A 24,150-nucleotide genomic window follows, 5' to 3' on the forward strand; every position below is an offset into this window, starting at 1 on the left:
TACCTAGCGATAAAAAGGATAAATTCTCAGTTATATGAAAACATTCATATAATTTACTTATGATGATGTAAGAAGTGGTAAATAGCACCAATCATTCCTGCACAATTACCGTTTTGCGCAAGTTCAATCTCACAATTATTATAAATCTCTTGATTTAAGTATTTACTGACCTCTTCTTTTACTTCTTTTAAAAACTCATTTCCTCTATCGGTAATTCCTCCACCAATAATAATCGTTTCTGGATTAAAAATATAAGCAAGATTACTAATTCCGATTGCCAAATGTTTAAAGAAAATCCCAACTGCTTGAGCAACTTCCCGATCTCCTTTATCATACAACTCGAAAATTCTTTTCCCATTCCACTTGCCTTTGCCTTTATATTTGCTTACAAGTCGAATTAATCCTGAAATCGAAGCAACCTCTTCAAACGTTTTTTCTTCTATTAACATATTCCCCCATTCACCAGCACTAAATGAATGTCCTCGGTACAATTTTCCATCTATAAAAATTGCTCCCCCAATCCCTGTTCCAAGGGTGAGCATAATAAAGTTATCTTTCTCTCTTCCACTACCATTCCACTTTTCTCCAAACGCTGCACAATTCACATCATTGTCAATCGATACTGGAACTTTTAATATCTCTTGCAATCTATCAATAATAGGAATAGTACTATATCCCGGAATATGATCCGCACCTCCCGTCACAATTCCTTTATTAATATCAACAATTCCCGCAGTGCTAATACCGATTCCGGCAATAGTATGTTCATTCATTATTTTTTTGGATACATATATAAGTTTTTGAATAATTTGTTCTCCGCCTAAATGAATTTCTGTTGCAACTGTTTGACGCTTTAATACTCTCCCTATTTCTGAAACAATACCATACTTAATTTGCGTACCGCCAATATCAAACGCTATATACTCTTTCATCTGCTGCCACTTCCTCTACCGTTATGAATGTAAATTCTCCCCCTCTACTATTTGTAGGAAATCTACATTAACTCTTTTCTGCTTTGACAAATACACCACCTTTTTCTATATATAGTTTTTTTTGCATAAAACTCTTTTTCCTAAGAAATATTACAAAGGGATGTATTTTTGATGGAACATTAATCTCTTAGGAGGAAAACCATGACGAAAATCTTCATTTTAGCATCAACACTCTCTTTATCTTTTTTTAGCGGTTTAAATATCGGTAATGCTGCAACTGAAAACTTCCAACCATTAACAAACGCTATTGTACAAAATAGCGATCATTTTGCAGAAGGAAACTCAAAGGATAATAATATACCTCCAGGAAATAACGGTTCTCAGGACGATGCTGGTTCTGGTGACAATGGTTCTGGCGGTAACGGTTCTGGTGGCAATGGTTCCGGCGGTAACGGTTCTGGTGACAATGGTTCTGGCGGTAACGGTTCTGGTGGCAGTGGCTCTGGTGGCAATGGTTCCGGTGACAACGGTTCTGGCGGTAACGGTTCTGGTGGTAGTGGCTCTGACGGCAGCGGTTCCGGTGGCAATGGTTCTGGTGGCAACGGCTCTGGCGGCAGTGGCTCTGGTGACAACGGTTCTGGCGGTAATGGTTCCGGCGGTAACGGTTCTGGTGGCAATGGTTCTGGCGGTAACGGTTCTGGTGGTAGTGGCTCTGACGGCAGCGGTTCTGGTGGCAATGGTTCTGGTGGCAACGGTTCTGGCGGCAGTGGCTCTGGTGACAACGGTTCTGGCGGTAATGGTTCTGGCGGCAATGGCTCTGGTGGCAATGGTTCCGGTGACAACGGTTCTGGCGGCAATGGCTCTAGTGGCAATGGTTCTGGTGGCAATGGTTCTGGCGGTAACGGTTCTGGCGGCAATGGCTCTGGTGGCAATGGTTCTGGCGGTAACGGTTCTGGTGGTAACGGTTCTGGCGGCAATGGCTCTCAAGGCGGCAATCGTGTTAAAGGTGATAGCAGTTCTCAAGGGGGTAATGGCTCTCAAGGTGGCAATCGTGTTAAAGGCGATAGCAATTCTCAGGAGGGCAACGGTTCTCAAGGGGGTAATGTAAAAGATAATACGAAAAAACAAGGTGATAAATTACCTAATACTGCAACGCATTACCCTATATCTATTTTAATGGGGCTTTCAACATTCCTAATTGGTATGTTACTGTTTATTCGTCGTAAAAACGTAAAATAAGAACAACATCCTTCCATCTAAAAAGTACATGAAATACTGTATAAAACTAAAAAGGACTTTGGATTACATTTTATTATGCAGCCCAAAGTCCTTTTATCACCTATCAGAAAAAGTATTAATACGCTTTTCCCCAATACACCATTTGTTTAGCTTCTTTACCACAACAAATACATTCTTCAGCTAAATACTCTTGCTCAAAGGGCATACAACGTGAAGATACGCCAACTTCTTCTTTTAGTTTTTCTTCACAAGCTAATTCCCCGCACCACATTGCCTTAATAAAGCCTTGCTTTTCATCAGCTATTTTTTTCATCTCTTCGAAATTTGTCGCAACATACGTATTCTCATCGCGAAATGCTTTTGCTTTATTAAATAAAGCAATATGAATTTCTTCAAGTAATGCTGGAATACGTTCTTCTAATTGATCCATTGGTACAAACTCTTTTTCCTTCGTATCTCTTCTTACAAGTACAACTTGATTCTTTTCAATATCTTTAGGGCCAACTTCTAATCGAATTGGAATCCCCTTCATTTCATACTCATTAAATTTCCAGCCTGGTGTTTTATTACTAGCATCTATTTTTACTCGTGCAACCTTTTGAATATGTGCTTGTAACTCTGTTGCTTTTGCTAAAACTCCTTCTTTATGCTGAGCAATTGGTACAATAACAACTTGCACTGGAGCGACTTTTGGTGGCATTACAAGTCCATTATTATCACTATGAACCATTATTAGCCCGCCTATCATTCTTGTTGATACACCCCAAGATGTTTGGTGCACATATTGCCACTTACCGTTACGATCTAAAAACTTAATATCAAATGCTTCTGAGAAATTCGTCCCAAAGTTATGAGAGGTTCCTGTTTGAAGTGCTTTTCCATCATGCATTAAACTTTCAATTGTATAAGTTGCCTTTGCTCCAGCAAACTTCTCTTTTTCTGTTTTTTGTCCTTTAATAACTGGTATTGCTAAATAATCCTCACAGAAAGAAGCATATAAGTTTAAAATATTTAATGTTTCAGCCTGCGATTCTTCTGCCGTTTCATGGATTGTATGACCCTCTTGCCATAAAAATTCAGTCGTACGAAGGAACGGCCTAGTTGTCTTCTCCCAACGAACTACTGAACACCACTGATTATATAACTTTGGCAAATCATTATAGGATTGCACAATTTTTGAAAAGTGCTCACAGAATAAAGTTTCAGATGTAGGACGTACACAAAGTCTTTCCGCTAACTTTTCATCTCCGCCATGCGTAACCCATGCTACTTCAGGAGCAAATCCTTCAACATGATCCTTCTCTTTTTGCAATAAACTCTCTGGGATAAACATTGGCATATATACATTTTCATGGCCAGTTTCTTTTAACTTCTCATCCATCACCTTCTGCATATTCTCCCATAAGGCATAACCATACGGACGTAAAATCATGCATCCTTTTACACTTGAATAATCAACAAGTTCGGCTTTTTTTACAATATCGGTATACCACTGCGCAAAGTCCTCTTCCATCTTCGTAATGGCTTGCACTTGTTCTTTTGCCATAGTCAGTCTTCCTCCTTCTAGAAAATACAAAAAAGCCCGCGTCCCTAAATAGGGACCGAGCTTTGTCGGCGTTACCACCCTGATTCATGCACAAAAATTGCGCATGCTCTCTTTTTGATAACGGGAAATTCCCGCTGCATATGCAGAACTCAAAGGCAGGTTCCATATTGCCTTTTTAAGAATCTTTCAGCCTGACGGATTCTCTCTCTGCTAAAAAGGTTGAACATGTACTAGTCCTTTTTCATCGTTATAACGAAATAAATTTGTTGATTATCATAATACAAATTCTTTTTTAAAACAATAGCTAATTTTCTTATTTTTATATATTCTTTTCATTTTTTGCAGTTTTATACGTAGCTTTTCCGCGTAATTTTCACAAGTTGATGTGCAATCATACCGATAAGTGTACCAAGTAGGACGAAGAAACCAATAAATCCATATCCCATTCCTTCCCACCCACCAATAACAATCATTGTAACGGGAAAGGACGCTAAGCAAAGAAGTATTAAACTAAGTGCAAATATAATATCGAACTGTTTGTCTGGAAACCGTTTCTTTAGTAAATATGAAATAGCAAATACAAGGATAATCGTGATTCCGCCAATGATGTAAAAGATACCAAATCCATCTAACCAATCCATAGTGTTTCCTCCTTCCATAGATTCCCTTATACTTAATTATATGTTTAATTTTTCTGAAAATAAATAATAAATTTTCACATAAAAATATATTTTTATTACTAGGTATTAATAGTAATATATAAGAATAGGTTTTATATAATCAGGAGGGAACTTTATGGATAAAGCATTAACAAACCATGTCATTATTTTATCATTCGACTGTTTATCAGCTTTAGATTTTCCTATACTACAAAAACTACCTTATTTCCAATCTCTAATAAAAAAGGGCACGGTTGTCGAAAAAGTAGAACCAATTTATCCTTCTGTAACATATCCAAGCCACTCAACAATCGTAACCGGTAATTACCCTAACAAGCACGGTGTTGTTAGCAATACGTTACTTCAACCAGGGCGTGAATCACCTGATTGGCATTGGTACCGAAAATCAATAAAAGGAACAACATTGTATGATGAAGCGCGCAAAGCAAATTTAACGACAGCTGCCCTTCTATGGCCTGTTACTGGAAGAGCGAACATCGATTACAATTTACCAGAAATTTTTCCAAATAGACCTTGGCAAAATCAAGTGTTAGTTTCCTTATTTAGCGGTAGCCCACTATACCAATTAGATTTAAATCGTCGTTTCGGCCATATAAGAAATGGTTTATCACAACCAGAGCTGGATGATTTCGTCCTCGCCTCTGCTGTGCATACAATCCAGACCAAAAAGCCTAATATCATGTTCGTACATTTCACCGATCTAGACACACAAAGACACTATCACGGCTTTGAATCTAACGAAACAATAGCTGCTATCCAGAGACACGACGAACGTCTAGGGAAAATTATTCAAGCACTAAAAGAAAGTGACTTATACGAAGAAAGTACAATTATTGCCCTTGGTGATCATAGCGCTTTAAGTGAAAACAAATCCATACAATTAAATGTGCTATTCCATCAAAGAGGACTTATATCTCTTAATAAAAAAAGAAAATTAGTAGACTGGAAAGCCTATTGCCAAAGTTGCGACGGCTCTGCCTATGTATATGTAAAGGACAAAAATGATACGGATACAATTCGGGAGGTACAACTACTCCTTGAAGAACTACTTCAAAATAAACAAAACGGAATTGAATTTATACTTCATGATGAAGCTGCGAAAGACTGCGGTGCAGACGGTAATTGTTTATTCATGTTAGAAGCACGAGAAGGGTATTATTTCACTGAAAACTATACAGGAGATTTTATAAAAGAAATTACCGAAAAAGATGTTACGCCCAGTAAAAAATATACATTTGGTACGCATGGATACTCTCCAACAAAACCTAACTATGAAACAATTTTTATAGCTGCTGGGAAAGGGATAAAAAGCGGCATTACCATACCGTATATGAGACTTATTGATGAGGGCCCAACTATCGCTAGACTACTCGGTTTACACTTAGGTGAAACAGACGGAGCAATTGTAGAGGATTTACTCCAATTGTAAAGAACAGTGTATATATGTAAAAGTTATGTAAAATTCATCACTGTTTCTCTTTTTATAATTTTTATTTTTGTACACTGTTAGTAAAACAAATTTAAGGGGGAACATTATATGAAAAAAATGTCCAGACAAGAAAAAAGCTGGATATTATACGATTGGGCGAACTCTGTATACTCGCTCGTCATTACAACTGCATTATTTCCAATTTACTTTAAAGCAGCTGCAAAAGAAGCTGGACTATCTGGGGCAACTTCAACAGCATATTGGGGATATGCAAACTCATTCGCAACACTTTTAATTTCTATACTTGCTCCTATTCTTGGCACAGTTGCTGATTATAAAGGATTTAAAAAACGTTTTTTCACATTCTTCTTTGGACTCGGTATCGTATTTACAAGTATGTTAGCAGTCGTTCCAACCTCTCAGTGGTACTTATTGCTAGGGTGCTATATGCTCGCCTTAATCGGCTTTGCTGGAGCAAACATTTTCTATGATGCATTTTTAGTAGACGTCACTTCTGAAGATAGAATGGACCGAATTTCTACAAGAGGATTTGCATTAGGTTATATCGGGAGTACAATTCCTTTTATCGGTTGTATCGCTCTTATTATTCTTTCCCAAAAAGGAACTATTCCCTTATCGGTCGGCATTGCTAGTCAAATTTCCTTTGCAATAACAGCTCTTTGGTGGGGATTATTTACAATTCCAATGCTAAAAAACGTAGAGCAAACACACTATATTGAGCGTCATCCAAGACCTATTAGAATGAGCTTCAAACGTCTTGCTGATACTTTTAAAAATATTAAAGAATATAAAACTGTATTTATGTTTCTAATCGCTTACTTTTTCTATATTGACGGAGTCGACACAATTATTACTATGTCTACCGCTTACGGAACCGATCTCGGTATTAGTGCAACGAATCTATTAATCATATTATTTGTAACACAAATTGTCGCTTGTCCATTTGCTTTACTATACGGAAAATTATCTGAAACATTTACTGGTAAAAAAATGTTATATGTCGGTATCATTATTTATATCATTATTTGCACATATGCTTATTTTTTAAAAACGACACTTGATTTTTGGATTTTAGCAATGTTAGTTGCTACATCTCAAGGTGGTATTCAAGCACTAAGTCGTTCATACTTTGCAAAACTAGTACCTAAAGAATCTGCTAATGAATTCTTCGGATTTTATAATATATTTGGCAAGTTTGCCGCAATTATGGGTCCGGTATTAGTCGGTGTTACAACCCAATTAACAGGAAAAACAAACGCTGGTGTTCTTAGTATTATTGTTCTGTTTATTATCGGAGGATTTTTACTAACTAGAGTTCCAGAAAATAATACATCCGTTACACCACCTAGTCCAAAGACTAAAACGCTATAAGAAAAGATCCTCTTCTCATAAGAAGAGGATCTTTTTTATTTTTAAAGGTCCGACTTATAATGAACGACTCTACTGCTTGTACAAAAATAATTTATCAACAGTTGTTCCTAATACTTCAGCTAAACGAAATGCTAACGCTAAACTTGGATCATATTTATTATTCTCAATTGCATTTATCGTTTGTCTAGAAACTTTACATTTATCAGCTAATGCGCCTTGTGAAATATTATTTTCAGTGCGTAATTCATAGATTTGATTTTTCACACCATTGCTCCTAACCTGTAAAATCGTTTTTACAACATCAGTATATAATTGGCTCATATAGTTGTCAAAAGTTCCTCAAAGAAAAAGGGAGCAATATTGCTCCCTTACAATAGTTATTTCGAAGCTAACGAATTTGTTAGTGCCTCTTTATTAGCAACATCTTCTTTTTTTATTTGCATACGTAGAACTGGCCCTATCGCTAATAAAATAAGTGCCATTGCTATACAAAACACAGTAACTAGTGAAGTTAGTTCCTTTAATCCTCCAGCTAGTGAAGTTCCAATTAGCATTGCCCCCATAAACAGTGGTAAAATCGTCCCATTTACTCTTCCAACCATATTTTCTGGTACAAGTTGAATCATAAGCGTACCGACAACAATATTAACACAAGCTAAACAAATACCTGTTCCAAACCTCATGAAACTAGTAATCCAAAATGATGTAGATAGCCCTTCTACTAAAAATGACATTGCTAATATGCCCATACCGAATACAAACATTTTTTTCGGATTCACTTTTGAAGCGAAAATTGCAGCAACAATACCACCAATTAACATACCTATTCCATCAGCTGCAGCTAAATATTGAACTGCTTCCTTTTCCATTCCAAGGCGTTCTATTACAAGAAACACCTCTAATGGAGTTGTTAATCCAACAGCTAAGCCTATAATGGTGAAAGTAATCGTAATCATACGTAAATTTTTCGTATGAAGAACATACTTCCAACCTTCTTTTATATCATTTTTTAATGAATCTCTCGCCACTTGCTCTTTTTCAACCCATTTTGGTAAAAATGAAAGGGCGATAGCAGATAACAAAAATAAAATGATTAAGCTATATAGTGACGTAAATAAACCAAGTTGTGTATACACAAGCGATCCTACCACTGGTCCAAAAATCAGAAATAATGACTGTAATGTTTGGTTAAATGCAATCGCATTTGCTATCTCTTCTTCTTTTACATAGCGCTTAAATATACGCGAAGATGAGGGCTGAGAAAACTGACCTACAATCGCGGAAATGAGTGTCGCAAAAAATATAGCCTGCCAATAATCCAGCTTTAACAACAGGACAATTCCTATAATAGACAGTACACTCAACACATCTCCAGCGACCATTGTTCTTTTCGGATTCCAGCGATCAGCTAGCGCACCACCGATAAACGAGAAAATAAAAATAGGTGCATACTCCATGACAGATAATAGAGACACTGAAACTGGATCATTATTTGTCCGCTCCATTATGAAATATAAAAGAGCCATATTTCTGATCCAAATTGCAAATTGTTGTAAAATATCAGATGCCATAACGAGCATAAATGCTCGGTTTTTAAATAAAGCGTTCATTTTCATTCCCCTTTCACAAACCGACCGTTCAGTCTAATTTATTTTGTAAGAAAAGCAACTGACCTATTATTCAGCTGCCATTCCTTTTAACAATACATCTATTGCCTTTTTATAAATACGCTTCAACTCTTTATAATCTAGCTCGTAGTAAAGTACTCCAAGCCCTGATAATAATCCATTCACAATATACATAAGATCACGAGTATTATCTTCACGGAACTCTCCAGACTGTATACCTGCTTCAATTAATTTCTCAAACATAACATATGATTCTCTAGTTAAAGCTAATAGTTCCTCCAAAATCTCTTTACTTACAACTTGACTCATAGAGAATTCCTCTATGGCATTTGAAATTGGTTGCTGTATGTCCTCTACATGATATTCCGCGAGACCATATAGTTTTTCAGTACTAGTGCTATACAACTTCTCTTTTTCATTCCATTTTTCAAGCCAATCATACGTATGCTGTTTCACTACAAATAAAAATAATTCTTCTTTACTTTTAAAGTGATAATAAATACTTCCTTTACTTCGCTCTGTAATTTCACAAATCTCTTCCATAGATGTAGCTGCGTAGCCCTTCTGTGAAAATAGACTTTCTGCTTTGTATGCAATTTCTTTCTTTATCTCTTCTGCGCTTCTTCTCATATTCACACCTCTTTAAACCGACCGTTCAGTCTAATAATAACAAATCAAAAACCTCTATCGCAAGAGGCTATATTCCTTATTTAAGAAAACGTACTTTCAAACCAAGTTCGAATCATATGTATTGTTCCAAATTTAAATGCTAATTTAACAAGAAATACGCCTCCCGCAGCTAATAAAAATAACACTACTTTCCCCTTATTTTTCACTTTCGGTTCCCTTTTCATTTCCATTCCCCTTAGTATGTTAAAAATATTAATCAAACGTTTGTTTAACTGTGTTTATGTATATGTAAGCCGACTAATCAAACGTTTGTTTAAAAAGAAATACGCCTATATAAGGCGCATTTTCATCAATCCCCACCGCCACCGCAGCTTCCTCCGCTATCTCCCCCAAAAGAGCCTCCACAATCATGTGAACCGCCATCATGCGAGCTATCATTATCCGATCCAGCAAAGAAAAATAATGGTGATGAGCTGTTAGATGAATTATGTATGTTATTTTGTTTCGCCAAGTTCACCTTCTTTTTGTTCGATCGAACTGCTGTTACGATTATTCCAACTACAACAAATAATAGTATGACAATAATAAATCCCATATAAAAGCCTCCCCTATTCCTCGAATAATTGAATGATTCTCTCTAGATTTTCAAGTGAAATGAAGCGTGATTCACGAAGAATTTCTTTTCCATTATGAAATAATAAAATTGTTGGCCCTGTAAATACTCCATATCGCCCCGCAATCTCTTGCATGTCTTGTAGTAATATCTCTATTTTCTCTACGTAATCATAATTCTCTAATACGCAATTTACTTTTCTTAGCATAACATCACAAACACCACAATTTTCCGTTTTAATAAACAGAAGTACCAATTGTTGTTCTTCGATATAGGTCGCTAATTCTTCTATCGTTTTAAATGTAGTCATCTTATCCCTCTTAGCGTAATTTACGAAATAATTTGCCTTGATACATACGAAAAGCTGAACTATCTTTAATCTTTCTCTTTTCCATTACCTGCTGAAAACGAAGAGTTTTTGCTGTTAACTCTTCTCGTAATTTCTTTCTCTCTTCTTCATCATAACAGCAAGCAATTAGATCCTCTATTTTTAATATATCTTTTTGTAGTTCCATTTCTGGTGGAATCATTCCCGCATTTTTTAAAATTTTATAACTCATTCTAAGTTCTGGAGGTACCATTGAAAGATCTTCTAATTGTAGTGGTTTTCCTTTTCCCGGAAGATAATCAAGATCACCATTCCGTATTGCTTGTCGAATTTTTTCTTCAGCAATGTTCAAAAACACATCCACACCATTCCCTCCTTTACATATTTTTACTATTATTTTACATGATATTTCCTTATCTTTCTACGTCTTTAATAATTGGCTCCATACAATTTTTTCTCAAATTTATTTATAATGAGCTTTTTCTTCCCATACCAATCTTTCGTTTTCATATATAGTTTGTATTCAAGCCTTTTTGTATTGAGAAAGTCTTTTTCAACTTAATAAAGCGTTTACACTAAATCTTACATTTGTTACGATTTAATCACCCCCAGCTCCCTTGTATAGACTTCGTGATGTCTGATCATTTTATCTAGACGTTTCATACGTCTAGATTCATTTTGGTTTATTGGCGTATGCCTTTAAATATATCTTTTATTTTGAAAGGAGAAATGGCTATGAGGTCTCAAAAATTCACACTGCTATTACTATCTCTACTACTTTTCTTACCTCTTTTTCTCACAAATTTTATTACTCCAAATCTCGCATTAGCAGATTCACCAAAGCAAAGTCAAAAAATTGTTGGGTACTTTCCTTCGTGGGGCGTTTACGGACGTAATTATCAAGTTGCTGACATTGATGCATCAAAGCTTACTCACCTTAACTATGCTTTCGCGGATATTTGTTGGAATGGAAAACATGGAAACCCTTCTACTCATCCTGATAATCCAAATAAACAAACGTGGAACTGTAAAGAATCTGGTGTACCATTGCAAAATAAAGAGGTTCCTAATGGTACTCTCGTACTCGGTGAACCATGGGCTGATGTTACCAAATCGTATCCTGGCTCAGGGACAACTTGGGAAGATTGCGATAAATATGCCCGTTGCGGAAATTTCGGGGAACTAAAACGATTAAAAGCTAAATATCCTCACTTAAAAACAATTATTTCCGTTGGTGGCTGGACTTGGTCTAACCGCTTTTCTGATATGGCCGCTGATGAAAAAACAAGAAAAGTATTTGCTGAATCTACAGTAGCTTTTCTTCGCGCATATGGGTTTGATGGCGTAGATTTAGACTGGGAATATCCGGGCGTTGAAACGATTCCTGGTGGTAGTTATCGTCCTGAAGATAAACAAAATTTCACTCTCCTTCTTCAAGATGTCCGAAATGCTTTGAATAAAGCAGGTGCTGAAGATGGCAAACAATATTTACTAACAATCGCTTCAGGCGCAAGCCAACGCTACGCTGATCATACAGAGCTAAAGAAAATTTCTCAAATACTCGATTGGATTAATATTATGACATATGATTTCCACGGCGGATGGGAAGCTACTTCTAATCATAATGCAGCTCTATATAAGGATCCAAATGACCCAGCAGCAAATACGAATTTTTACGTAGATGGTGCTATAAATGTTTATACAAATGAAGGTGTTCCAGTCGATAAACTAGTATTAGGCGTACCCTTTTACGGACGTGGCTGGAAAAGTTGTGGCAAAGAAAATAACGGACAATATCAACCTTGCAAACCAGGTAGCGATGGGAAACTTGCTTCTAAAGGTACTTGGGATGATTATTCTACCGGTGACACAGGTGTGTATGATTACGGTGATTTAGCAGCCAATTACGTTAATACAAATGGTTTTGTACGCTACTGGAATGACACAGCTAAAGTACCTTACTTATATAATGCGACTACAGGCACATTTATTAGCTACGATGACAATGAATCTATGAAATATAAAACAGACTATATAAAGACGAAGGGTTTAAGTGGAGCAATGTTTTGGGAACTAAGCGGGGATTGCCGTACAAGTCCAAAATATAGTTGTAGTGGTCCAAAATTACTTGATACGCTAGTAAAAGAATTACTTGGTGGACCTATTAGTCAAAAAGATACTGAGCCACCAACGAATGTTAAAAATATTGTAGTTACGAATAAAAATTCAAACTCAGTTCAATTAAACTGGACTGCATCTACTGATAACGTAGGGGTTACGGAATATGAAATTACTGCTGGAGAAGAGAAATGGAGTACAACAACAAATAGCATTACAATTAAAAACTTAAAACCTAATACGGAATACACATTTTCAATAATTGCCAAAGATGCTGCTGGAAATAAATCACAACCTACCGCTCTTACTGTCAAAACGGATGAAGCTAATACGACACCTCCTGATGGAAATGGTACTGCTACATTTTCAGTCACTTCGAATTGGGGCAGCGGTTATAACTTCTCGATTATAATCAAAAATAATGGAACGACTCCTATTAAAAATTGGAAATTAGAATTTGATTATAGCGGTAATTTAACACAAGTTTGGGATTCTAAAATTAGTAGTAAAACAAATAATCATTATGTAATTACGAATGCAGGATGGAATGGTGAAATTCCTCCTGGTGGATCTATTACAATTGGCGGTGCAGGAACAGGTAATCCTGCCGAACTTTTAAATACCGTCATTAGCGAAAACTAGACGTAATATCCATTAATTAATTCACTAAAGTTTGAATTTAGGTTTGAGCAATACCTCCTAAATTCAAACTTTTAATTTTACGAAAAATCAAAAATATCATAATAACCTATTATAATTATATTTAATTTCTAATATGAAGTTTATATGAAGTTCATTTGAATTTTACATGAATTTCCTTTAATTTCTATTGTCTTCCTATAATATCCATATTATCCTTTACATAAAGGAATTATTTTCATTCCATTTTGAACTATCTATATATATAAAGAAAGATAGTCACCTGTTAGGGAAAGGCTTTCGTATTATAAATATAACAAAAGAAAAAGCACGCTTATAAGCGCACCATAAGAGTGCTTCTTCATACAATTCTCATGTAAGAGTTCTCGAAAATCATGTTAATCACAAAGAAAAGGCATTAGCTCCTAAAAGCTAATGCCTTTTCTTTATTCATATTGTTCAGTATTCCAATCTTCTATATTCCATACTTTTGTTATCCACGATTCATAGAAAGAAGGTTCATGTGAGACAATTAAAACCGTTCCTTTGTATTGTTGTAACGCTTCCTGTAAAGCCATCTTAGTTTCTACATCCAAATGATTAGTCGGTTCGTCTAAAATTAAAACATTGCTTTTCGTTACGATAAGTTCACATAAACGCACTTTCGTTTGCTCTCCACCGCTTAATAAACGAATAGGTTTTAATACGTGTTCTTCTTTCAATCCACACTTCGCTAATGCTTGGCGCGCTTCTTTCTTTGTCATATCTGGTCGTTCTGCCCAAACTTTCTCTAACGGTGTTATTTCTGAAGCAAACTCTTCCTGTGCAAAATAAGCAGGATTTACTCGTTCCCCAACAAAAATTGAACCGCTTAGCGGCTTTATTTGACCTAATAACGTCTTTAACATTGTCGTTTTTCCAATACCGTTATGACCAACAACAGCTATCTTTTCTCCTTTTTTCACTTGTAAATTCAAGTCTGGAAATAACGGCTCACTATAACCCACTCTTAGTTTCTCAGCCTGTAATATACGACTTACTGGTTCATTATAAACAGTAAAAGCAAAACGGGACCGAGGTATATTATTAACCTTTTCAACCCTTTGCATTTTCTCCAATACTTTCTCTCGACTTTTTGCCTGTTTTGCTTTTCGAATCTTATTTTTTTGAATAAATGTTTCTAACTGAGCAATTTCTTTTTGTTGTTTCACATACGCCGATTGTAATTGTTTCCTTTGTACTTGGTAACTTTGTAAAAACTTTTCATAATCCCCTACATATCGCTTAACTTTTCGTTCTTCTAGATGGTAAATGACATTCGTAATATTGTTCAAAAATACTTCATCATGCGAAATGATAATATAAGCTTTTTCGTACAGCTTCAAGTACGATTGCAACCATTCTATATGTGCTGTATCTAAATAGTTCGTTGGTTCATCTAGCAATAAAACATCAGCTTTTTCTAGAAGAAGCTTTCCTAGTAATAACTTTGTCCGCTGTCCTCCACTTAACTTTGAAACATCCTTTTCCAATCCTATTTCAAACAGCCCTAAACCAATTGCCACTTCTTCAATTTCTGTATGAATTTGATAGAAATTAGATTTTTCCAATATAGTTTGTAACTCTCCATACCTTACTAACAATTTTTCTACTTCTACTGCTTCAGCCATCTCTTCTGCAATTTTTAACATTTCGTATTCAATCGCATACAAGTTAGAAAATGCACTTTGCAAGTATCCTTCAATTGTTATTCCTTCTTGTAAATCTATATGTTGCTGCAAAAATCCAACCTTCACATGTGGAAACCATTCAATGTTCCCATCATCATGTATAAGTTCTCCTGTTAAAATTCTTAGCAGTGTTGATTTTCCAATCCCATTTTTCCCTACTAACCCAACATGCTCCCCCTTTAATAATCGAAAGCACGCATTATATAAGATGGTTTTCTCACCATACGAATGACTTAAATTTTCTACTATTAATATACTCATTTTTTTCTCTCCTTTACTTATCGTCCATAAGCTAAATAGAGAGACCAACAGTATGAAGCCTTATTTAATTATGCATATAAAAATGGGTAAGGTGAATACACCTTACCCATTACATATTATCGTAAAAAAGGATTAAGGTTCTTTACCTGCTGTCTTCAATTTAGCTTAATCTTAAAAAATGGGCAGACTTCTCCCATATCAAGCTAAAACCATTTGAAGAACAGTTGATAAAGTCATTTTATCCTTTCACTCCTTTAACATTTGTTATATTAAGAGTATAAACTACTCTGTTATATTCTATTCTCTATTTTCCCTTTTGTTCCTTCTCCATCTTTTCATATTCTAAAAAAAGCCTCTTAACAGTAATTATACTAAAAACTGTTAAAAGGCTTTTTCTATTTTTTCATATAAGGAGCTAACACACTTAAAATCTCTTCTTTATCCTTTTTTAATTCGAGTGATGTTAACATATCCATCGTTCTCGGCCTAGGTAATTTCACTTGTACCTCGCCAACTATTGACGCTGGTCTTTGAGATAAAATAAATACGCGATCTGAAAGCAAGATTGCCTCATCTAAGTCATGTGTCACCATAACGATTGTTTGCTTTTCTTGATGCCAAGAGTTTAAAAGCCAGCTATGTACTTCCATTTTTGTAAATGCATCTAATTTACCAAAAGGCTCATCCAGCAGCATAATTGGCTTTTCACATAAATATGTGCGCAGAAAACTAATTCTTTGACGCATACCACCAGATAATTCATCTGGATAATGGTCTGCATATTCATCTAGTTGGAACTGCTTTAATGCTTCCATTCCTTCTGTCAGCCTTTGTTTTTTCGGCTTTCCTTCAATTTCTAACGGAAGAACGATATTTTGCAAAGCTGATCGCCACGGTAGTAATAAATCTTGTTGTGGCATATAACTAACAACATCTTGCTCTTGTACTTGCTTATCGTTATACGTTACGTTCCCGCTTGTTGGTTTTTCAACATTTGCAATCATGTTTAATAATGTGCTTTTCCCGCAACCACTTGGTCCTACAAAGGAAACAAACTCTCCCTCTTGTATAGAGGCACTAATATTCTCTAATACATTCTTTCCGTCAAAAGATTTCACTATATTTTTTATTTGTAATCCGCTCATTTTTCACTTGGAAGGAATTCATTTGTAAAAGCATCTTTTACATCGATTTTCTTTTTAATAACTTTGTTGTCATATAAGAAATTCATGTAATTCGTCCAAATTTCTTCCTTCTGTACTCCCCATGCTTTAGCATCATCTTGATACTTCGTACTTAACCATTTTTGGCTTTCTTGAACTAAATCTTTATTTACATCTGGAACAGCTTTAATTAAAATATCAGCAGCCTCTTTCGGTTCCTTAATTGCAAAATTATAACCTTCTGTCGTTGCACTCATAAACTTTTTCACAAAGTCTTTATCTTGCTTCGTATGTTTTTCACTCGTAATAATAACAGGACTATAGAAATCAAGCGCTGGATCTAAGTCCTTCACCATAATCGTATTTAACTCTTTTCCTTGGCGCTTCGCTTCAATACCATCCCAACCGTAATAAATCCATTCGAAATCTGCATCACGACCGATTGATTTAAAGAAATCTGTTTGTCCTAAGATGATTTTTTCAACTTTATTAAAATCAGCTTGATGTTTATCCATAATCGTCTTTAATGTCGCTTCTTCCGCTGGTCCTCCCCAGCCGCCGTAACGTTTACCTTCAAAATCTTTCGGTGACGTCATATTATCTTTCTTAAGCGATGCAAACGCTGAAGTGTTATGCTGAATAATCGCTCCTACAGATACAACAGGAATTCCTTCCACACGAGCTAACGTTACATTTTCTTGTGCGCTTATTGCGAAGTCTGCTTTTCCTGATGCTATCATTTGCTCTGCTGTTACATTGTCACCTGGTTGAATAATTTCTACATCTAATCCTTGCTTTTTGTAATAATCTTTCGTTTGCGCTACATACAAGCCAGTATGATTCGTATTTGGAAACCAATCTAATACTACTTTTACTTTTTGATCTTTACTTGCACTTTCTTCTTTCTTCGCCGGATTACATCCAGCCACACCTACCGCTACTAAGGCAGCTAACATAACTTTCAAACCTTTTTTCATTTTCTGCCGTCCTTTCTATATATCCATGGTGCTGTTATTCTTGCCATAAACTCTACGATAAAATACAGGCATAATGTCACCATAACGATGATTGCTGCAACACCAAATACTCGGGCAGTCAAAAAGGATTTTGTAGCCCTCGTAAGCATAACGCCTAATCCTTCACTTGCACCGAGCCATTCTCCGATAATTGCCCCCATTACGCTATATGTAACTGCAATTTTTAAACCTGAGAAAAAGTATGGAAGCACTGCTGGAAATTTTACTTTCTGGTAAACTTGCCATTTTGTCGCCTTCATTGTTTGTAACAGTTTCAACATGTTTTTATCTACTGTTTGAAAACCTTCTAAAATACTAAGCGCAATTGGGAAGAAACAAACGAGTATTACGACCATTACTTTCGGCAACATCCCATATCCAAACCAAATAATAAATAGCGGTGCAAGTACAACAATTGGAATTGTTTGCGAAATAACGAGCAATGGATTTATTAAAATACGAAATAACGGTATAACGTCCATAATAATTGCGATGCTCGTCCCCAATAAAATTGCAAAGAATAGTCCAATTATAACTTCCTGCAGTGTTTGCATCGTATTTGGTAATAGTAAATCTTTCATCCCAATTAATTCTTGAACAATGGCAGAAGGCTTTGGTAAAATCCACGGTTCGATTTTAAATAATGAAACAGATCCTTCCCATATCGCAATGAGAAGGATAAGCCAAATAGTTGTAATAAGTTTAGATTGCTTCTGGTTTTGCATATTCATCACGGTACTTCCAAACCTTTTCATCTATCGTTACACCAGTGCTTGGACGATAATGGATTTTAATAGAAGTAATCACTTCTTCTGCTCCAGCATCGACGCAAGCTTGTTGCGCACGTTTAACGACATCAAGAAGTACATCTAATTCTCCTTCCAAAGTTGTTTCCATTGCCCCTACTTCATAACGAACTCCCGATTGTTGCACAACTTCAATTGCTTTATCGACAACAGAATATACATCTTTCGTTTTTGCTTGTGGTACTACTGAAAATGACATTGTAACTTGTTGTGACATAATAAAATCCCCCTTATAAAAATAAATTTCAAAAATAAGAAAAGGCTTTCCTACTGCGTAGGAAAGCCTTGTATGCAAGTTATTACAGAATAACATATGCTACATCACTTTAAGTAACTCCCTACGCTGGCATTATCCAGATCAGGTTGAGGGTCGATGTTTACTTACATCCTCTCAGCCAATTGGCTCCCCGGTCCTTAATTCGTTTTCATTGTAGCATGATTTATTTTATTGAACAAACAAAAGCATGCATAATCATTTCATTATTTTTGGAAAATAACCAACTTTTTCACCATGAGCTAATAACTGCTGAATAAATTCTTTATTAATTGCTGGTACTATCAATTCTTTTTTCTTAATCCATTTATTCGTTCTACGCGTACCCATTACAATTTCAGATTGCTGCGCTCCATCTCCTGCAACTTGAGAAGCAATTAACTCTGCTATTACTTCATTTCCCTTCGCTAATGCAAGTCCGGTATTTACATATTCTGAAAGTGGAACCATTTCAAGATTGTATCCACACTCTCCAATTAGCTGTATAAATTGTTCAAACTCAATTTGATGTGGATGACAAATATGTAACGTCTCTCCTATAATTTGCGCATCTTGCAAATACGATACAATTGATTTACTAGCAAAATCAATTGGTGTGAAATCAACTTTCCACTTCACATTTGGTGCTTTCCCAATTAATAGCATTGTTTTAATAAGACGATAAAATGCGTTTCCTTCAATATTTTGTTGGAACGAACCTGTTTCTGAATGACATGCTAAATTACCTGCACGATAAATATTTCCACGCAAACCATTTTTCATTGCTTCACGAACAATGTTTTCCGCTTGTAGTTTACTATTTGAATATACATTCTCTAAGTCTACACTGTAATTAAAATCACCAGTTTTCATGTATGTATCCCATTGATCTACCGCTAATTCTAACGGGATACCAATTGTAGAAATAAAATGGAATGTAGCACCTTTCTCCGCTAATGTTAGCATACGGCTAGTTCCTTGGACATTTATATTTTCAAATTGTTTTACATCTCCAAAATGTCTTACATCTGCACCGCAATGAATTATCGTATCCATCTTAGAACTGATGAACATAAATTCTTCTTCGCTCATCCCAAGATACTCTTCTCCAAGATCACCAGCTACGGCCTGTATACGCTGTAACCATTCTTCACATATATCATTAAAGTAGCCTGTTAATGTATCTATAATTCTTTGCTGCACATCTTTAGTTGGTCTTACTAAACAATAAATAGTAGCAGATGTATCTCTCAACAATTCATATAATATGTGTGATCCTAAATAACCAGTAGCTCCTGTTAAAAAGACATTTGAAATCTGGTTTTCTTCCAAAACGTTTGCATACGTGATAGTATCTGGTTCGTGAATCACTTTATATTCACGAAATACTTCTTCTTTCTCTACTTTTACTTCTCGCTCAATTCGAGCTAATCCATATATCGTTCTTTCTTTAAAGAAATCTTGAATTGTTAAATGTGAGAAATCTTCTTTTAACAATGTTAAGACTCGTAATACTTTTAATGAATGTCCACCAATTGTAAAGAAATCATCATGCACTCCAACTTTTGAAATTCCTAATACTTCCGCCCAGGCGTTCGCTATTTGTTTTTCTGCTTTATTAGAAGGTGCAACATATTCTTGTAGCCGAACCGGTTCATACTTTTCTTCTAACTGAGCTAACTTCTTAACATCAATCTTTTTATTAGGTGTAAGTGGTAATTCATTAATATAAATTAGTTTAGATGGCACCATATAATCTGGTAATTGCTCTTGTAACTGATAAACTAATTCTGGTATTTCTTTTTTATTTAAAGTTGTATAGAACGCGATTAAATATTGGCTACCTTCCTTACTCTTCTTAGCAAAAACAGCATTTTCTTTTATATTATGATTTTGAGAAATTTTACTTTGGATTTCGCCTAGTTCAATACGATGTCCTCTAATTTTTACTTGATCATCTTTCCGATGTAAAAACTCTATATTTCCATCCTCTAGCAACTTAACGATATCACCTGTTTTATATATATTAACTATAGGATTAAAAGGGTTCGGAATAAAAGCTTCAATTGTTTTATTAGGCTTATTAAAATACCCTTTTGCTAATCCCACTGAATCTATATATAATTCACCAGGTACACCAATTGGACAAAGATTCATATTCTCATCCAAAATCATAACTTGATAATTAGCACATGGTTTACCAATGGGAATACTCGCAACATCCTCATTTAACTGACTAGGTATTTTATAGGTTGTCGTCACTACAGTACATTCTGTCGGTCCGTATACATTATGAATTTCAACATTTGTACCTATTCTTTCTCTCCACAATTTAATAACCTCTACAGGCAACATTTCACCGCCAATCGCAATTCTTTTTAGGGAAGCTAGCTTATATATATCTTCTTCTGCTAAATAAGTTGCTACTTGTCGAACAAAAATTGTTGCTAATGCCAAGATTGAAGTTGCTTTCACTTTATAGATTGCATTTGCAAATGCTTCTACAGACAATCGCTCTTCCTCTAATAGTACATATAAGTTTCCTCCACAGAATAAAGAAGCAAATGACTCCCATACAGAAGCATCGAAACTAAAGGAAGGAAATTGGGCAAATACATCCTCTTCTGTCAATTCATATTGCTTTTTCATCCAAGTATACAGATTAACAACGCCTCTATGAGCTAACATCGTTCCCTTTGGATTCCCTGTTGAACCAGATGTATAAATCATATAAGCTACATCATCACAATGAATAGACAACTTTACATCTGTATCTTCATAAGTTTCACTATCATACATTGAAACTGTTTGAACCCCATCACATGTTATAGGCGTCTCTTTCATCAATATAACTTTCGCTTGGCTATCTTGAATAATGTACTGTATTCTACTTTCCGGATAATCTGGATCAATCGGAACATACGCTGCACCAGCTTTTAATATAGCTACCATACTTACTACTGTGTCTATGCTACGTTTCATAAATATTCCAACATAGTCTCCTAATTGGACGCCGTTTTTAATTAACATATGAGCTATTTGATTACTTTTTTTATTTAGCTCCTCATAAGTTAAAGTACCTTCCCTTGAAGATAAAGCTATACGATTTGGAAATTGAGTAACAGTATTATAGAACATATCGACGATAATTTTCTCAGGATATACTGCTGTCGTATCATTCACTTGACTATAAAGTGCCATCTCGGCCTCTGTAATAACATTAAAATTATTTATATGATTATTATTATTTTGTGATTTATTAATTAAAACACCTTGTATTTGTTGTGCATAACGAGTAATTGTTGTCTCTTTCCAATTAACACTATTAAATATTATTTCTACACTTTGCATATTTTTACTAAATACAAATTGTAATGTATTCGTGTCTTTTAGCTCATAATATGTTTCACCAATAATAATAGGTGACATTTCATATAACGTATTACCGTTTTGAAACTCTTCTATTTCTTCCTCATTCATTTCTTTAATTTGCTCCAGTTGCTCTTCAATTTGTAAATTTAAACTTTCATAGGAGAGAAAATTAGAAACTTCAATAGTAATCGGAAATAAACTTCCTCTTACATGATAAAGCACGACAATATGTTTTTCTTTAGAAATATGATATAACCACGTTGCAGTCGCTCCTATTAAATCTACAATGTGAGTCAAATTTGAAAACAGTTCCGTTTTCCTTTTTATCCTAAGTTCTGTTCCTTGCACATCTTTAGGTATTTTAATACTTCCTTCTACTTTTCCTAAAAATTCTTTTACCATCTCACTATAAGAAATTGCTAATTTCATATTTATGTAAATTCCTCTCTTAAATATAAAAAAGGTGTGAAAATTCACACCTTTTTCATCCCTTATTAAAGGGCAGATTCGTTCAATTCATAATCAGTAGCGGAGATACCCCCTTGATTAGAATTGAACTTTCTCCTTATTCGCTTTTAAACTCACCAATAAGCTCTTGTAATTCCTGAGAGAGCCAACTTAAAGAAGTCGCTAATTCTGCAATATCTTGTACTGATATTTCTTGCTCTTTCATGCTTTCTTCAACATTACTACTGCTGTTGGCATAAGTATTTGCAATATGTGATAATTCATTTACGACTTGAACGATATTCTGGCTATTTTGTAAAATATCACTCGAATTACCCGAAACAGCTTTTACTTGATCTGTAACAGATTGCGCTGATTTGGAGATTTTTTCGAAGAAATCTCCACTACTTTGAACAAGTGAAATTCCAGTTTCTACTTCTTTTGAACCTTTTTGCATGGAAACTACAGCATCTTCTGTCTCAGCTTGTGTTTCACCAATTAATTTCGCTATATCTTTTGCAGACGCTTCAGTTTGTTCTGCTAATTTTCGTACTTCATCAGCAACAACTGCAAACCCTCTTCCAGCTGCTCCAGCACGTGAAGCCTCAATAGAAGCATTTAAAGCTAATAAATTTGTTTGATTTGAAATACCTGTAATTACAGTTACGATATCACTAATTTCTTTTGACCTTGTTTCTAACGAATAAATGATGGAAGATAAATCTTGTACTGCATTTTGAATTAAACTCATTTGATTAATAATTTGTCCAATCACTTCATTACCTTCAATTGAATGTTGCTCCATACCTTCAGAAGCAACCGCAACTTGTTTCGCAGCCCCAGTTATCTCTTCTACCTTATCTTCCATTCCATGTACAATCCCTAAACATTGTTGTACTGAAGTTTTTTGAGACTGTGCCCCTACTCTTAAACCTTCAATAGAACTTGCAATCTCTTGAACTGCCATGCTGTTTTCCTCTGTACTCGCCGACAATTCTTGTGAAGAAGAAGAAACTTGCTCAGCAGTTTGCCTTACTTTATCTATAATCCCTTTAAACTTTTCAATCGTGTTATTGAAATAAACATTAATAATTCCAATATCATCTGGTCTTTCTTTTAATTTAATACTCAAGTCACCTTCACCAATTTTACGTAACCCTTCTCGTAAATCTTTTAATGGAGCTAGCGAGTGACGCACGATAAAGAATTGAGTAATAGTCGCAATTGCTAATGAAATAATGATAAAGAGTAAACCCTGTATCATAAACTTCTCTTTTGTAATAGGAACAATGGAAGCATCTAAGTCAGCGGCAACAATTGCAATAATATTGTTTTCTCCATCTGTAATTGGTTCTAATATTGTCACCCACGAACCTATTTCATCTTCATATACTTCTGTCATTTGAGCCTTTTTCGTATCAATCACTTTATCGTATGCCTTCATCCAATGAGCGGGTTGTTCATAATAATCTCCCGGCTTTATAGGAAACGCATTTGTTAACTCTGTAGTCAAACCAACGAGTTGTAATTCTCGCTTTTCATTCGGCTTTGCTCCTGTAACATACGTTTGTCCAACGCTTTTCAATTCTTTTGATACTTCATCTAATTTCTCTGTTAACTTTTCTTTTTTCACTTTTTCGGCTGTAGGATCTTTCGCCATGTCTCTAACTAATTCTACATCCAGTTTTTTCAATACTATTTCTCCTGTTTCAATAGACTGCCTTTCAAATAAAGACATCATACTATTTTGAAACATATTGAAACTTAATGCACCCATACTTCCAACAAGTGTCAAAATAACTAATACGGTTAATAAGACGTTCTTTTGAAGGAACGATAACTTATGCCAATATTTTTTCATTAATATCCACCTTCCTTAATCAACACAAACAAAAAAAACAAAATATATGGATATTTTGTTTGAAAAT

At 35.2% G+C, this 24,150-nt stretch carries 21 protein-coding genes, 1 riboswitch and 1 other annotated feature; of the genes, 4 read left to right on the forward strand and 17 right to left on the reverse strand.

All coding sequences use genetic code 11. The features are described 5' to 3' along the window. Nucleotides 1-53 precede the first annotated feature (53 nt). Entirely contained in the window at nucleotides 54-932 is an 879-nt protein-coding gene (locus ACTFN4_RS24270; RefSeq protein WP_000666116.1) for an ROK family protein, read from the reverse strand. A gap of 201 nt (nucleotides 933-1,133) precedes the next feature. Between ACTFN4_RS24270 and ACTFN4_RS24275 the strand changes: the two genes are divergently transcribed. Then, the gene (locus ACTFN4_RS24275; RefSeq protein WP_439962924.1) at nucleotides 1,134-2,171 is read left to right on the forward strand and encodes an LPXTG cell wall anchor domain-containing protein; all 1,038 of its coding nucleotides are present in this window, start codon (nucleotides 1,134-1,136) and stop codon (nucleotides 2,169-2,171) included. Between the two features lie 115 nt (nucleotides 2,172-2,286). On the opposite strand, the gene proS is transcribed toward ACTFN4_RS24275, so the two are convergent. Then, nucleotides 2,287-3,717: a proline--tRNA ligase gene (proS, locus tag ACTFN4_RS24280; protein ID WP_001040978.1), complete on the reverse strand. Its 1,431-nt coding sequence runs from the start codon at nucleotides 3,715-3,717 to the stop codon at nucleotides 2,287-2,289. A 47-nt stretch (nucleotides 3,718-3,764) separates the two neighbouring features. After that, nucleotides 3,765-3,971, reverse strand: a binding site (T-box leader). A 93-nt stretch (nucleotides 3,972-4,064) separates the two neighbouring features. After that, nucleotides 4,065-4,358, reverse strand: coding sequence for a YesK-like family protein (locus tag ACTFN4_RS24285; RefSeq protein ID WP_000383850.1), 294 nt, complete (start codon nucleotides 4,356-4,358; stop codon nucleotides 4,065-4,067). A gap of 154 nt (nucleotides 4,359-4,512) precedes the next feature. Here ACTFN4_RS24285 and ACTFN4_RS24290 point away from each other — a divergent pair, with 154 nt between their 5' ends. Both ACTFN4_RS24290 and ACTFN4_RS24295 read left to right on the forward strand, forming a co-directional pair. Further along, on the forward strand, nucleotides 4,513-5,826 hold the full coding sequence (locus tag ACTFN4_RS24290; protein WP_059304174.1) for an alkaline phosphatase family protein: 1,314 nt from the start codon (nucleotides 4,513-4,515) through the stop codon (nucleotides 5,824-5,826). Nucleotides 5,827-5,934: 108 nt separating this feature from the next. Beyond that, complete coding sequence (locus ACTFN4_RS24295) at nucleotides 5,935-7,218, forward strand: MFS transporter (RefSeq protein ID WP_000738812.1); 1,284 nt, start codon at nucleotides 5,935-5,937, stop codon at nucleotides 7,216-7,218. 69 nt (nucleotides 7,219-7,287) lie between these two features. Here ACTFN4_RS24295 and ACTFN4_RS24300 read toward each other — a convergent pair whose 3' ends face one another. The 7 genes from ACTFN4_RS24300 to ACTFN4_RS24330 form a co-directional block, all read right to left on the reverse strand. After that, nucleotides 7,288-7,539, reverse strand: coding sequence for a helix-turn-helix transcriptional regulator (locus tag ACTFN4_RS24300; RefSeq protein WP_002023181.1), 252 nt, complete (start codon nucleotides 7,537-7,539; stop codon nucleotides 7,288-7,290). A 56-nt stretch (nucleotides 7,540-7,595) separates the two neighbouring features. Further along, a complete protein-coding gene (locus tag ACTFN4_RS24305; protein WP_000992547.1) occupies nucleotides 7,596-8,828 on the reverse strand; it encodes an MFS transporter in 1,233 nt (410 codons plus the stop codon). A 66-nt stretch (nucleotides 8,829-8,894) separates the two neighbouring features. After that, the gene (locus ACTFN4_RS24310) at nucleotides 8,895-9,476 is read right to left on the reverse strand and encodes a TetR/AcrR family transcriptional regulator (protein ID WP_001254439.1); all 582 of its coding nucleotides are present in this window, start codon (nucleotides 9,474-9,476) and stop codon (nucleotides 8,895-8,897) included. A gap of 80 nt (nucleotides 9,477-9,556) precedes the next feature. Continuing rightward, the gene (locus tag ACTFN4_RS24315) at nucleotides 9,557-9,700 is read right to left on the reverse strand and encodes a hypothetical protein (protein ID WP_000817981.1); all 144 of its coding nucleotides are present in this window, start codon (nucleotides 9,698-9,700) and stop codon (nucleotides 9,557-9,559) included. 125 nt (nucleotides 9,701-9,825) lie between these two features. Beyond that, a complete protein-coding gene (locus ACTFN4_RS24320; protein WP_000505774.1) occupies nucleotides 9,826-10,071 on the reverse strand; it encodes a hypothetical protein in 246 nt (81 codons plus the stop codon). Between the two features lie 13 nt (nucleotides 10,072-10,084). After that, nucleotides 10,085-10,399: a thioredoxin family protein gene (locus ACTFN4_RS24325; protein ID WP_000206515.1), complete on the reverse strand. Its 315-nt coding sequence runs from the start codon at nucleotides 10,397-10,399 to the stop codon at nucleotides 10,085-10,087. A 10-nt stretch (nucleotides 10,400-10,409) separates the two neighbouring features. Continuing rightward, nucleotides 10,410-10,781, reverse strand: coding sequence for a J-domain-containing protein (locus ACTFN4_RS24330; protein ID WP_000382376.1), 372 nt, complete (start codon nucleotides 10,779-10,781; stop codon nucleotides 10,410-10,412). 371 nt (nucleotides 10,782-11,152) lie between these two features. On the opposite strand from ACTFN4_RS24330, the gene ACTFN4_RS24335 reads away from it, so the two are divergent. Beyond that, on the forward strand, nucleotides 11,153-13,177 hold the full coding sequence (locus ACTFN4_RS24335) for a glycosyl hydrolase family 18 protein (protein WP_439962925.1): 2,025 nt from the start codon (nucleotides 11,153-11,155) through the stop codon (nucleotides 13,175-13,177). A 443-nt stretch (nucleotides 13,178-13,620) separates the two neighbouring features. Here ACTFN4_RS24335 and ACTFN4_RS24340 read toward each other — a convergent pair whose 3' ends face one another. From ACTFN4_RS24340 to ACTFN4_RS24370, 7 genes are all read right to left on the reverse strand, one after another. Further along, nucleotides 13,621-15,165: an ABC-F family ATP-binding cassette domain-containing protein gene (locus ACTFN4_RS24340; RefSeq protein ID WP_439962926.1), complete on the reverse strand. Its 1,545-nt coding sequence runs from the start codon at nucleotides 15,163-15,165 to the stop codon at nucleotides 13,621-13,623. A 395-nt stretch (nucleotides 15,166-15,560) separates the two neighbouring features. Continuing rightward, complete coding sequence (locus ACTFN4_RS24345; RefSeq protein WP_000016088.1) at nucleotides 15,561-16,310, reverse strand: ABC transporter ATP-binding protein; 750 nt, start codon at nucleotides 16,308-16,310, stop codon at nucleotides 15,561-15,563. Beyond that, nucleotides 16,307-17,305, reverse strand: a complete 999-nt coding sequence (locus tag ACTFN4_RS24350) for an ABC transporter substrate-binding protein (RefSeq protein ID WP_000715573.1) — start codon at nucleotides 17,303-17,305, stop codon at nucleotides 16,307-16,309. Before ACTFN4_RS24350 ends, ACTFN4_RS24345 begins: the two co-directional genes overlap by 4 nt. Further along, nucleotides 17,302-18,075, reverse strand: a complete 774-nt coding sequence (locus ACTFN4_RS24355) for an ABC transporter permease (RefSeq protein WP_001057166.1) — start codon at nucleotides 18,073-18,075, stop codon at nucleotides 17,302-17,304. The genes ACTFN4_RS24350 and ACTFN4_RS24355 overlap by 4 nt, the downstream gene beginning before the upstream one ends. Beyond that, on the reverse strand, nucleotides 18,047-18,367 hold the full coding sequence (locus ACTFN4_RS24360) for an MTH1187 family thiamine-binding protein (RefSeq protein WP_000082906.1): 321 nt from the start codon (nucleotides 18,365-18,367) through the stop codon (nucleotides 18,047-18,049). The genes ACTFN4_RS24355 and ACTFN4_RS24360 overlap by 29 nt, the downstream gene beginning before the upstream one ends. 101 nt (nucleotides 18,368-18,468) lie before the next feature. Then, nucleotides 18,469-18,570, reverse strand: a riboswitch (TPP riboswitch). A gap of 52 nt (nucleotides 18,571-18,622) precedes the next feature. Further along, nucleotides 18,623-22,204, reverse strand: coding sequence for a non-ribosomal peptide synthetase family protein (locus tag ACTFN4_RS24365; protein WP_439962927.1), 3,582 nt, complete (start codon nucleotides 22,202-22,204; stop codon nucleotides 18,623-18,625). 136 nt (nucleotides 22,205-22,340) lie between these two features. After that, nucleotides 22,341-24,083 (reverse strand): methyl-accepting chemotaxis protein, encoded by a 1,743-nt coding sequence (locus tag ACTFN4_RS24370; protein WP_000761079.1) that lies wholly within the window; start codon nucleotides 24,081-24,083, stop codon nucleotides 22,341-22,343. Between the last annotated feature and the right edge of the window lie 67 nt (nucleotides 24,084-24,150).

This window comes from Bacillus cereus group sp. MYBK95-2 (genome assembly GCF_051915225.1).
In the GTDB taxonomy this organism is placed as follows: Bacteria; Bacillota; Bacilli; order Bacillales; family Bacillaceae_G; genus Bacillus_A; species Bacillus_A cereus.